The organism is Maridesulfovibrio ferrireducens, assembly GCF_016342405.1.
GTDB classification, from domain to species: Bacteria; Desulfobacterota; Desulfovibrionia; order Desulfovibrionales; family Desulfovibrionaceae; genus Maridesulfovibrio; species Maridesulfovibrio ferrireducens_A.
Genome location: NZ_JAEINN010000002.1, coordinates 384826 through 396132 on the forward strand (window position 1 = coordinate 384826; position 11307 = coordinate 396132).

12 protein-coding genes are annotated in these 11307 nt (G+C 42.4%); 9 read left to right on the plus strand and 3 right to left on the minus strand.

All coding sequences use genetic code 11. The annotated features are described in order from the left end of the window. Nucleotides 1-56 precede the first annotated feature (56 nt). From JEY82_RS03725 to JEY82_RS03735, 3 genes are all read right to left on the minus strand, one after another. Complete coding sequence (locus JEY82_RS03725) at nt 57-224, minus strand: hypothetical protein (protein ID WP_304082643.1); 168 nt, start codon at nt 222-224, stop codon at nt 57-59. Between the two features lie 96 nt (nt 225-320). After that, nucleotides 321-875 (minus strand): HIRAN domain-containing protein, encoded by a 555-nt coding sequence (locus JEY82_RS03730; RefSeq protein ID WP_304082645.1) that lies wholly within the window; start codon nt 873-875, stop codon nt 321-323. Further along, entirely contained in the window at nt 872-1246 is a 375-nt protein-coding gene (locus JEY82_RS03735; protein ID WP_304082647.1) for a lipoprotein, read from the minus strand. Before JEY82_RS03735 ends, JEY82_RS03730 begins: the two co-directional genes overlap by 4 nt. Before the next feature lie 73 nt (nt 1247-1319). On the opposite strand from JEY82_RS03735, the gene JEY82_RS03740 reads away from it, so the two are divergent. From JEY82_RS03740 to JEY82_RS03780, 9 genes are all read left to right on the plus strand, one after another. After that, nucleotides 1320-1718 (plus strand): HK97 gp10 family phage protein, encoded by a 399-nt coding sequence (locus tag JEY82_RS03740; protein ID WP_304082650.1) that lies wholly within the window; start codon nt 1320-1322, stop codon nt 1716-1718. 244 nt (nt 1719-1962) lie between these two features. Beyond that, the gene (locus tag JEY82_RS03745; protein WP_304082652.1) at nt 1963-2361 is read left to right on the plus strand and encodes a hypothetical protein; all 399 of its coding nucleotides are present in this window, start codon (nt 1963-1965) and stop codon (nt 2359-2361) included. 5 nt (nt 2362-2366) lie between these two features. Continuing rightward, nucleotides 2367-3071, plus strand: a complete 705-nt coding sequence (locus JEY82_RS03750) for a hypothetical protein (protein WP_304082654.1) — start codon at nt 2367-2369, stop codon at nt 3069-3071. Between the two features lie 77 nt (nt 3072-3148). Beyond that, nucleotides 3149-3544 (plus strand): hypothetical protein, encoded by a 396-nt coding sequence (locus JEY82_RS03755; RefSeq protein WP_304082656.1) that lies wholly within the window; start codon nt 3149-3151, stop codon nt 3542-3544. Nucleotides 3545-3561: 17 nt separating this feature from the next. Further along, a complete protein-coding gene (locus JEY82_RS03760) occupies nt 3562-3921 on the plus strand; it encodes a DUF1799 domain-containing protein (RefSeq protein WP_304082659.1) in 360 nt (119 codons plus the stop codon). Continuing rightward, nucleotides 3911-8482: a phage tail tape measure protein gene (locus JEY82_RS03765; RefSeq protein WP_304082661.1), complete on the plus strand. Its 4572-nt coding sequence runs from the start codon at nt 3911-3913 to the stop codon at nt 8480-8482. The genes JEY82_RS03760 and JEY82_RS03765 overlap by 11 nt, the downstream gene beginning before the upstream one ends. After that, a complete protein-coding gene (locus tag JEY82_RS03770; RefSeq protein ID WP_304082665.1) occupies nt 8479-9618 on the plus strand; it encodes a hypothetical protein in 1140 nt (379 codons plus the stop codon). Before JEY82_RS03765 ends, JEY82_RS03770 begins: the two co-directional genes overlap by 4 nt. After that, a complete protein-coding gene (locus tag JEY82_RS03775) occupies nt 9615-10454 on the plus strand; it encodes a hypothetical protein (protein WP_304082667.1) in 840 nt (279 codons plus the stop codon). Before JEY82_RS03770 ends, JEY82_RS03775 begins: the two co-directional genes overlap by 4 nt. After that, nucleotides 10451-11307 (plus strand): hypothetical protein (locus JEY82_RS03780; protein WP_304082670.1); only part of this gene is annotated, 857 nt, incomplete at its 3' end. The genes JEY82_RS03775 and JEY82_RS03780, both read left to right, overlap by 4 nt.

Genomic DNA, 11307 nt, shown 5'->3' on the forward strand with positions numbered 1-11307 from the left:
TTTTTTGTGGTTAGGCTCGGTTGGGTGCTGTTACACCTTGCCGGGCCGAATTAAATTTACTTCTCTTTTTTCTTCTCTTCGTCTTTTGCTAAAATCCTTTCCATACATTCCATAAAAAGCTGTTTTATTGTTACGTCATTTTCCGCAGCGTAAATTTTTAATCGTCTACGAAAGTCCTTATCCAACCGTACTGAGAAGATAACTTCTCCTTCTCTTTTGCTCATGTCTGTTTATACTTATGTCAGTACAAAGTGTCAACAAAAAAATACCAACCGTCTTTGTTTTTTTGACGATTGGTATTTGCGGAGAGGTTATTTTGACTATTTGTCGAAAAGATAAATACTTATACTGCACCCATAAGGCCCGTTTGTAGGGTCTCCACATTTGTCTTCATATCCAAGGATATCAATAATAGAGGCTTGCACATTTGCTCCAGCATCCATTATTATTGCTAATTCCTTTGCCGTTTGAGAGTTTATGTAGCCTAAGACCTGACCTTTTTCTGTTACGACCTCAATTGCATTTGGGTCATGTTTATTGTCGGGGTCTCTTATTAAATCAATTTCTGTATATTTTGCTTCTTCACGGTATAGTTTCTTACCGATGCTTTTTAGATAAGACTGTCGTTTGCCAAATGACACGCCTGCAACTTTTGTATTGAACTCGCTAATAATTTTTGATCTCGGGATTGTTGATTTTGGCTTGTTATTACCTCCCCAATTTTCTGGGTTAAAGGGCATAACTTCCCAAAAGTAATAAACACCTGAAACAATTATAACAAGAACGATAAAAAGAATTATTCCAATTGTGGATATTTTGGACAGTGCTGAAAGAAGTAAAAGCACTCCTATAAGGTAAGCTACGCTGGAAATCATTTAACGTTCTCCTCATCATCAGGACATATATATGATTTGTCATTATAATTAAGTTCTGGAGGATTAAAGCCAGCGTCGTATACTTCTCTAATTGTGCCGTTTTTATCTGATTTAAGACAAATATAGCTATTTTTGCTGTAACCTTTTGACCTTCCACCAAAACTCATTTTGTGTGCATAAGGGACGCAAATTGTAGCTATTCCGTTTTCACAAATGAGGTGACTTTTATTAAGGCCAGCATAAGCTAACTTATAGTCTTTCCCTATAAACAATTGGCAATAGGATTCGGCTTGACCATAAAGGGTTACCCCGCATCCGCTAAGCCCTCCTGTTAATGTAACCACCAATATAATTAAAATTATTTTCTTCATAAAACCTCCATTGTTATGGCGGCTACCAGATACTAGAAATCAAATCAAGTCTCACAAACTGAAAAGGTGAATCATGTTGAAAGCAAACGTTGATTGTTCCCTTTTGGAATTTGATCAGGTTACAGCAGAACTTAAAGCTTACCTTGAAGATAATTGTGAAAGCCTTGCTCATCAAATCAAGGACGAAGCAATACGTCTTTGTCCTATTGATGATGGCAAAATGGTGAAAACCATCAAAGTTGCGAAAAATGGTGATGATTACCGTGTTGTAGTGCGCGATCCTAAGTCTCATTTGGTTGAATTCGGCCATGTAGTTGAAGATAAAAATGGAAACATTGTTGGCCATGCCCAGCCAAAACCTTTCTTGAGGCCAGCTCGTGAGAAAGTTATCGGTGAACTTTTGAGAGCCGGAACGAAAGGTATCGACTTTGTTAATTCGTCTGGATTCTTTGGTAATCATTGGGAAGGATAATTGTTGCTATGCAAAATAAGAAGAGTTACAATAATAAACAACGTTGTCCACATTGCAAAAGGCTACTTTTCGTTGGTGTAGCTTTGAATATAGAAATTAAATGTAAATGTGGTAAATGTATTAAATTTAATAAAAGCGGACCACTGAAAGCCGCATAACATTCGCATCGCGAAACTTGAGTCCTGAGAGGGCCTGAAAGCTGGAACAACCCGGCATTCAGGCCCTTTTGCGTTTGGTGGAGTATATGAAAAGACTTTATAAGGAAATACAGGATAAATTTAATACTGACTTAAGCGGGTTTAAAACTGCTGTTGGTCGTCTTTTCTATGCTCACGTTCCACCAGAAACAAAACAGCCTTACGCCATTTTGCATTGTATTAGTGATCTTAGTGCAGACACATTTACCGAAACTATAAATTCTATTGTTCTTCAATGTGATGTTTATACGGATTCAGATTCTTCCGGCTCATGTCATGACGCATTAAAGAGTGCCATTTCTTTTTTTACGAAAATCGTTTTTGAACCTGCTGGTTTTGCAAACGTTCGATTTATTAAGGACCGGGTAGAGCATCCCCGGCGTGAACATAAACTTTGGCGCGGCTCCGTTGATATTCGGGCAGTCGTCGAACAAACACAGGATTAAAAACTATGGGCAATAGACCACAGTATCAATTGGGTGTGGACTGCGCGGTTGTCTTAAACTGGCGCACTCCAGAAGCGTCTTTTGTTAAAGGACTTAACCGTCTTGGCTTACCTGAAATGAGTCGCGATGCAATTTCTGTAGAAGAATTTAGAAGAGATTTTTCTATTGAGTTTACTACTGGCGGTAAATTCGGGCGAGTTACTTTCTCAGGGAATACCATTTTTGGTGATTCTACCGGACAAGACTTACTTAAGCAGTACCTAGTTGATAATGCCAGAATCACGAATGCTGTCGTAATGCTGGATAAAATAAACTTCATGGCACTTGATCTTGCTCGTGACCCTGAAGGCTGTTTTCAGGTTTCAAAAGCCTCTCCCGGCGAAGCTGATAAGAACGGTGTTTTTTCTTTTTCTGGTGAGATGGTTTGCGGCGGCAGGGTTGCATATTTCACAAAACATATGGTTGCCGACACCATTGCATTTGTTGCCGGTTCTACTGGTGTAAATGACACCGTCACTGACTCAGGTAGTGGTTTTGTGACAGCTGGTTTTGCGGCTGGACAGACTTTAATCGTCGACGGATCTGCATCAAACAATGGCTATTACATTATCAAAGAAGTTGCCGCCGGCATACTGACTCTTGAAAGTGAAGGTTTGTTAACCACAGCTGATGCTGGTGTTCTAACTTCTCTCGACGGCGGAAAACTTTAATTCAATCGGGTTAATTCCCAATCGATAAAGGGGTAGGTCGGATTGCTCCTTTCCGACCTACCCACCAAGGAGCAAACATGAAAGTTTTAATGAACGATTTGAACCCCGGTACAAAATTTTATTTTAACGAAAATAAGCCAAAAGATGGTTGTATTTACCTACGCAGATTGGATTCTGAAGAAGGAAAACGAATTAATAAAGCATGCACAACTAAAAAGATTGAATACAAAAAAGGTCAAAGATTCGCCTTTGAAGAGTTTGATGACAGCAAATTTGATCTATTATTTTATGATTATGTGATTGTTAGTTGGGAAGGTCTTGAAGATGAAGACGGAACTCCGATCCCTTGCACTGCTAAAAATAAAAAGACTCTCGCAATGAAATCTCTTGTTTTCCAAAAAATACTTGCTGATGCAATGGACAAACTTGAAGAAGCTCACATTGAACAGGAAGAAGCTACTGAAAAAAACTAATTGAATTCGCACGATGGTTGGCTTGCGAGGGCCGTCTGCCGTGCGAAGAGTGCAGACGAGCTTATGTCGTCACGACTTGGGACAAAGAGGAAGAAAAAGAGCGCAAAAGTGACGGGCCTCCGTGCTGGGCATGTCGGCCGGAAATTTATCCGGAGAATGAAGAAGCTGTAGAAATTTATTCCCATTGTTCTGGTCAATGGATTTGCGGCGCAAGCGGAGTTGTAGATTTGAATATAGGGACAGCTCTTCAGGTTATGGATGTTTTTGAAGTTGACGATAAAAAGAGTTGTTTAATGGGTGTAAAACAAATTGCCCAAGTACAGCTCGCTAAATGGCGAGAAGAAAGGGAAGAACAGGAAAGCAAAAATGGGCATTAGAATTCCGGGCATATATGTAGAGGTTAAGGGGGATTATTCCGCTCTTGATGAAGATATGCGTAAAGCGCGTGCCATTGTTCGCAATGCATCTTCGGATATGTCTAATTCCATGAACAATGCTCTTGCACCTAAACAAGTCGAATCCAGCGTTAACACTCTTATTCGTAACTTGGGTCATGTTCAGCGAACAGCAAAGCTTACGGGATCAGAGTTTGATAACCTTGGATTAGATCTTGGTGAACTGCAAAAACATACAGGTCTTTCAGAAAAAGCCTTTGCAAAATTGCAGGGGCGCATGCTTCAGCAAAAAGCCACACAGCAAGCAGACCGGGCATTAAAATCTATTGCTCGGTCTGCTAATCTTTCCGCTAACGAAACCGCCTTGCTTCGCTTAAAGATGGGTGATGCTTCCGGCGCCATGCGCGATTTCGGGCGCATAGGGGTTAGTTCTCTCGGGGCTGTTCATTCTCGGGTGTTCTCATTAGGCACAGCTATCGCGGGTTTAGGGGTTGGGTTGGGTCTAACTCATGCCGTCAACTCTTTTGCTTCTATGGATCGTGGGCTTATTGGAGTTCAGAAAACTACAAATCTTACAGACAAGGAAATTCAAAAATTAGGGCTTAATATTCAGCAGATAACTACTGAATTGCCTCTTACAACTGAAGAGTTGTTAGGTATTGCTCAAGCCGCTGGACAGTTGGGGGTTCAAGGTTCCAGTAATATTTTAAAGTTTACTCGTACGGTTGGAATGCTGGGAACTGCTACAGACTTAAAGGGTGATGAAGCCGCGACTACACTTGCCCGTTTGTTAAATGTTACAGGCGAAACCGCAGATGAAGTAGATGTTTTAGGTTCTGTTATTGTTGCTCTCGGCAATAATATGGCCACAACTGAAAGCGAAATTGCTTTTATGGCAACTGAGGTCGGACAAGCAACTTCAACCTTTGGAGTTTCCAGCGCACAAGCGGCTGCTCTTGGTGCTACATTAAGATCATTAGGTGTTAGAGCTGAGCTTGGTGGGTCCGCTGTAGGCCGTGTTTTTAGGGCTATTGATGCATCGATTCGTTCAGGTGGTGAGTCTTTAAAATATCTTGAAAAAATGACAGGTCAAACCGGGGAACAACTTAAAAGGACATTTGCGACAAATTCAACAACTGTTTTTAAACAGTTTATCGAGGGGCTAGGCACAGTCATTAATTCTGGTGGAAGTGCTGCAAGTACTCTCGAAAAATTTGGTTTGAAAGGCGAAGAAATTTTAAAAGTTATGCCTACCTTGGCCCTACGCTCTGACGAGTTGGGTAAGGCCCTCGGTATTGCTGCCAAGGAGCAGGAAAACGCAACGGCTTTGACACAAGAAGCCTTGAAAGCCGCAACTTCCTTTTCTGCTCAAATGACTATTGTTTCAAATGAAGTTGATATTGCCGCCGCTGCGATAGGCAAAGAATTAGCGCCTCATATTATCGAAGCTTCTCGTGCTTTTGGTGATTTCGTAGAAGGTAGCTCCGGTGATTTTGCTGATTGGGCAAAGAAGTCTGCCGAAGGTATAGAAAGCCTTGCCCCTTTGGTACACACAGTTGGAGATGAAGCAGGTTATCTTTTTAATGCATTCACTGACATGCCTGTTGAACTACAAGCTGCGGGAGTAATTCCTGCGTTGTTGTTCGGGAAGAAGGGTATAGCTTACACTCTTTTAGCTCTCCATGCCGCAGAAAGTGTTTTTAATATGGGGCAAGGTCTTGCCGCCGTCCAGATGGGGCACATGAGTTGGGATGATTTATCATCTATGGACGGGAAAGAGCTTCAAACCCGCTTAGATCAACTTAAAAAGAATGCGTCCAATATTAACAAGCTGAAAGCGTCACAGAAGAAAGATTTAGAAATCATGTCTTCGGAAGCTCACCTTTCGGTTGGTAATTCCGGCATATTTGGTGAAGATCTTGCGCACCTTGCAGAATCCCCCTTTATAGGGCCGAAGCAGGTAGAAAAGGAAATTAAACATAAAGCGGGTTCGTCTGTTGTTGATGACGAAGACAAGTCAACTAAGAAACAACTAAAGACTCGCGAAAAATTCAACCTCGAATATAATAAACTTCTGCGTTCCCCATATGATTTTGAAAAAGGTCAGATTCAGAAACAAAAGGAGTTATGGATTGATGCGGGAGTCGATAGAATAAAGGCCGCGAATTGGGAAACTATTAGTCTTGAAAAATTGGATAAAGAACAGGCAGAGAAGCGGGAAAAGGTTCTTGATCAGTTTAATCAAAAATTTCAGTTAATAACTCTTAGTAAATACGAGTTTGAAAAAAATCAGATTGCAGCTCAATATAATGTATGGATTAAAGCCGGAGCTGATGAAGTAAAAGCTAAAAAGTGGGCTAATCTTGAACTCAAGAAACTTGAACAAAAACACACTAAAGATTTATCTCAAGAAGCTGCTAAACAGATTAAAGAAGAGAAAGAGACCGCGCGTAAAAAGCTTGAAGCTAGTGACGATTTTTTTGCTGGAATGTATCAAGGCTATCTCGATCTTACAGAGAAAGCTAAGACGTGGGCTCAGCGTGGAATAGAGATTGCTGGAAGCTTTGCCTCATCATCTAAAGCCGCACTGTCAGACCTAGGTTTCGATGCTCTTACCGGGCAAATGAAATCCTTCTCTAGTTACTGGTCTACTTTTTGGGGCGGTCTTGCACGATCTATTTCAAATCACTTGGCTGATCTCGCAGTAACCAAAGGTCTTGATATGCTCATGGGGATGGGCGGTGGTTTGTTTGATATGGCTGGTTCGTTCCTTTCAAATGTCTGGCATACGGGTAATATGCGCCTTGGTGCGGACGAGGTAGCGTCCATTTTGCAAGAAGGTGAAATGGTCGTTCCGGCTCGGCAGGCGGAAGCTATTCGTCAGTCTGTCGGTTCTGAAGGCATGAGCAAATCAAGTTTTTTTGATTCTGTTGTTGATCGTGTATCGGTTGGAAACAGTTCTGTTTTTGACAATATCAATAATAGTCAGCGGGATGTTTACGGGCATCATATGTTTAATTCCGCAATGTCTGCCGGTGCTGCTGGGCTGTGGAATGGTTTTTCAAATTGGCAAACTGTAGGACAGCAAGCCGATGTTATGCGAGGTGCAGGAATTAATGTCAGTCAAAGTGCCGTTGATAATTTGCAGTGGAATTCTGCTTTAGGCGGACTCGCAGGGACTATGTTCACGGGGTTTGCCGGGAATATGTTTGGTAGTTTCGGCAATCAGATGCTTGGAATGAATGATGAAAAATATAACCTTGCCGGACTTGAATTTTCGACTGCTAATATTGGTAAAATATTAGGTGCTGCGGCAGGTTTATTCATTGGTGGACCAATGGCTCCTGTTCTGTCTGGAGCTCTTTCTCCTGTTTTTTCTCTAGGCGTTTCAGGTTTGGCGGACATGTTTAATTTAAGAGACGATGAAAATTTACGTGATGCTCTCGAAGATAAGGTTGGTTGGCTTGAATCTCATGTAATGATGTCATCATTCCGTGATCGAATTACAAAGAATTATGAAGGTAATTATAATCCTCTCGGGTTAACTGAAAAACCCGCTACAGGGTCTTATGTATTAGTTAATGGTAAGTATATTCCTGTTGGTCCTAGCTTACCATATCAACAATTAGCCTTGGAAATTGAAGCTGCATATGAAGCGGAACGTCGTGATCCCGTTTCACAGGTTTTGTCTTTTGCCCATGCTTATGGCCATGAATATACGCAGGGTATTATGGATGGTAAGGGTGAAGGTGGACAAATTGATGCTTTGTCTGGAGCTGTTAAGTCTGATCCCGGATTTTTTGGATATACAACTCGCCAGTGGGCTGCGAAGCAATCTAAAACGGGATTTGCTTATGAAGATTCTTACTACACAGGAGATGGCAGGCGGGTTGATATTGACTCAATTTTTAACCCTAATTCTAAAGCCGCGCTTGGGTTAGGCCCAGGGTGGGAAAAGACATTAGGAATAGTTGAGAAAGTCCTTGGATATCAGTTCGGTGACGGGCTGAGTGGTGACAGAGGCGGACTTGATGGTCTTGGCGGGTATGGAGGTTATTCCGGTGTTAGCGGCAATTATGATTTAAGCGGTTTCGGTCATGAATTTGATTCCTTCTCCGGTTCTCTTGGTTCCGACGGCTCTGATAGCTCCGACAGGTCGAGCGGGGGCACTGGGTCAGGAAATGCAGGAGGGGCAAGTGGTTCTTCTGGTATAGGCCGCAGACACGGCGGCGATGTAAAAGCTGGCGGCAAATACGTTTGGCAGGAAACAGGGCTTCCCGGTGAAGTTTTCTTTCCTCAGACTAACGGCTACGTCATGAACCATGAAGACAGCGCACAAATGATTAACGCGCTTAAAGTTTTGGTTAATGAACAGAAAATAGGTACTTCCTCAACTTCTGGTTCAGGTGACGGCCCGATGCTTGTTACTCTTAATTTGGATGGGCAACAATTAGCCTCGGCTCTTGTTGCGGGACTTCGGGAACAGTCAAAAAACGGCGTTCAGTTCGTGCATAAAGATATGCTCATTGAGTCGCGGTCATGAGTTGGCAAGAGTTTGCCGAAAGGCCGCATAGTGTAAAAATTTACACAGTTGAAATTTCAGTTGCCGATCCTGCTAATCCTACGGCAGAGCGTGAAGTTTTGCGCTTTTCTTCTGATTCGATCGATCCCGCATTGACTGATCATATTTATGAACCGTGCATTAAAACCCTTCCAATTTTCACCCGCTCTTTGCAGTCCCTAACTTACGGGCGAACAGCCGCCACTTTTGGCAATATGGTTTTACTCATTGATGAAGTACTTCGCGAAAAAATAGCTAATAGACTTTTTGCGGGTGCGCCTGTTGTCATCCGTTCCGGCTTTGACGGGCTTCCTGTTTCTGATTTTAAGGATGTTTTTACGGGCAGGGTTTCCGGCTCTCCCAATTGGGACGATTTAAAAATTACTTTGCCGCTTGCAGATGGTGTTCTGGATTTACTCGATCACAAATTGACTGAACAAACATTAAGCGGCCTTTTGCCGACGGTCATTTCAGGGCTTCTTGATTCTGCAAAATTAACAGCGGACAAAAGAGATTCGGCTATGTGGGATAAATGGGTAGCTGAAAATAATTTTTCAATATGGCTTCCCGTCTCAGCTAATCAAACCCTTGGCAGTGTTTTAGATATTATCCTTTCTCCGCTTGCTTGCTGGTATGGATTTGACCGCAGCGGTAAATTCAGAATTGCCACGTTTTCTGCGCCTGCCATTGATGCTGTTCCAGCTTTAGAACTCACCGATATTGAACTGACTAAATTTTCTGAAAAGAATCATGGCAACCAAGCAAGTAAGGTTGTGGTTTCTTACTATTCCGTAACCGGAGAACTACCCGAAACTGCTGAACGGAGTTGGGAAGATTCAGCAATCAAAGAACTGAATCCTTCCGCCGTTGAAATGAGCAAAAACACTGTTCTTTCTACCGTAGCAAATGCGGACGCTGTTCGTGATCGCTGGAAAGACCTTTTCTCAGGACGTCGGTTTGTAGCTGATATCTCAGCAAAGACACAGTTGTTTGCTCTGAATATCGGAGATTATGTCCGCGTTATTCGTGACCGGCTAAATATTGATTATGTGTATCAAGTTCAACAAATATCCGACGACATGGGAAACAATAAAGTATCCGTGGGGTTGTTCAGATGAATACAAATATATGTTTTTTGTGGAACACCACAGGGATTGATAAGGCCGCATTTTCTGCAAATGGATCAGTAGAAGGATGGCCCGTTGCGAACCTTCAGCACCCGCAGCCGGCTAAAGCGTGGAAATGTCCCACTGGCAAAGGTGAAATTACTATTTTGTGTGATGACACCGAAATGATTACAGCCGTGGCTATCATTGGCCACAATCTTGGAGTTGATTCAACTCTAACAATTCGCGGATATGAAGACGATCTTGCAACCGAAGTATACAGTGAAACATTTGAAGTAATCCAGCCCGTTTATACTCCGGCAGAACTTTTGCCGTGTAACTCTTCCCCGCTTGGTTATCCGTCTGATGATGATCTTGCCGTTTTACCGCGCACAACGGCAGTCTTTTTTTTAAAGGAAGCCTTGTGTCAGTATAAATATAAAATTGAAATTGATAACGGGGATAAACCTTTCCATGTCGGCAGACTGATTATGTCTGATCATTTTGAGCCAGATCACAACATTTCGCCGGGCTGGAGAGAAACTCCGGTTGATACTTCTAACATTGGCTACTCGCTCGGTGGTCAACTGTATGCTGATGACCGCAAACGTCGTTATTCATTTTCATTTGCTCTGAATTATTTGTCGGAAGGCGAGATTTATGGAGCGCTCAGAAAACTGCTTTATCATTGCGGGATAAGTCGTCCACTGGTTGTTTCACTTATTCCTGATGATCCGCTTCTCCGTCAACAAACATCATTATATTGTACGCTGAAATCTTCTGTCTCTGTTGTTCACAATAGTAAAAATCAGTCATCAGCAAATTTTATAGTAGAGGAGTACTTATGAGTATTATTTTAGAAGAAATCGGATGTCGCGATTTTTCGTGGGTTCTGGTTGTAAACAAAAATACTAAGGCTCTTGAGGCTTATATAAACTCTCTGGAGACAAGACAGGGTGAAGCCATTACTGCTGTAGCTTCCGAAGTCGGAGCCGCAAGAGGCGGAACAGCCAAACTTGTAGATAGACTTGATGCTGTTGACGCGACTGTATCGGATGCCGTGGCATTATCCGAGTCTGTAATATTGGGAGATCAAGCAACAATTTTTGATCCGGCGGCAAGCTACACAAGCCCTAAATTGGTTGTTTATGACGGGGATACATATCGTTGTTTATCCGGTGAGAACGTTATTGGTGTTTTGCCGACCAATGTAACTGTTTGGAAAAAACTGACAAACATAAACAAAGCCGAAACTCCCAATCTGATTTTAAAAAGCAGTTCGGAAAATATGGGTGTAACTGCAAAGGGCAGGGTTGTTTTAGACTATGATGCAAACCTTGTATGGGATCATAACTTGCCGGATTTTGCTGTCGTTAAAATTACGGATATTGAAGATGAGGGTTACGTCACTGGAAAAGATCTATGGGAGTTTTCTTTTAAAGCTCCAATAGTGACCGAAAACACGGTGTTTTTGCTTAAGCTTGCGATTTGGTTCGGCGGGGTGAATATTTCAGAGGCCGCAGTTGCTTCTTTCACATCTATTTTTGTGCCTATTCAGGACGGCGCAACGATGGCTTACGCAAACACTGTTGAAGCTTTCCCCGGTGCAACTGTCGATGCAGCCGGAATTCAGCCTCCGGCTTATTCTGTTGGAGCAACTAACGCAAAACAGATTGTCAGTGGTAAAATGGAAGTTGAGGT

Excerpts from the sequence above, each read along its gene's own strand:
- JEY82_RS03725 (WP_304082643.1), bottom strand. The coding sequence starts at position 224 with ATGAGCAAAAGAGAAGGAGAAGTTATCTTCTCAGTACGGTTGGATAAG.
- JEY82_RS03730 (WP_304082645.1), bottom strand. The coding sequence starts at position 875 with ATGATTTCCAGCGTAGCTTACCTTATAGGAGTGCTTTTACTTCTTTCA.
- JEY82_RS03735 (WP_304082647.1), bottom strand. The coding sequence starts at position 1,246 with ATGAAGAAAATAATTTTAATTATATTGGTGGTTACATTAACAGGAGGG.
- JEY82_RS03740 (WP_304082650.1), top strand. The coding sequence starts at position 1,320 with ATGTTGAAAGCAAACGTTGATTGTTCCCTTTTGGAATTTGATCAGGTT.
- JEY82_RS03745 (WP_304082652.1), top strand. The coding sequence starts at position 1,963 with ATGAAAAGACTTTATAAGGAAATACAGGATAAATTTAATACTGACTTA.
- JEY82_RS03750 (WP_304082654.1), top strand. The coding sequence starts at position 2,367 with ATGGGCAATAGACCACAGTATCAATTGGGTGTGGACTGCGCGGTTGTC.
- JEY82_RS03755 (WP_304082656.1), top strand. The coding sequence starts at position 3,149 with ATGAAAGTTTTAATGAACGATTTGAACCCCGGTACAAAATTTTATTTT.
- JEY82_RS03765 (WP_304082661.1), top strand. The coding sequence starts at position 3,911 with ATGGGCATTAGAATTCCGGGCATATATGTAGAGGTTAAGGGGGATTAT.
- JEY82_RS03770 (WP_304082665.1), top strand. The coding sequence starts at position 8,479 with ATGAGTTGGCAAGAGTTTGCCGAAAGGCCGCATAGTGTAAAAATTTAC.
- JEY82_RS03775 (WP_304082667.1), top strand. The coding sequence starts at position 9,615 with ATGAATACAAATATATGTTTTTTGTGGAACACCACAGGGATTGATAAG.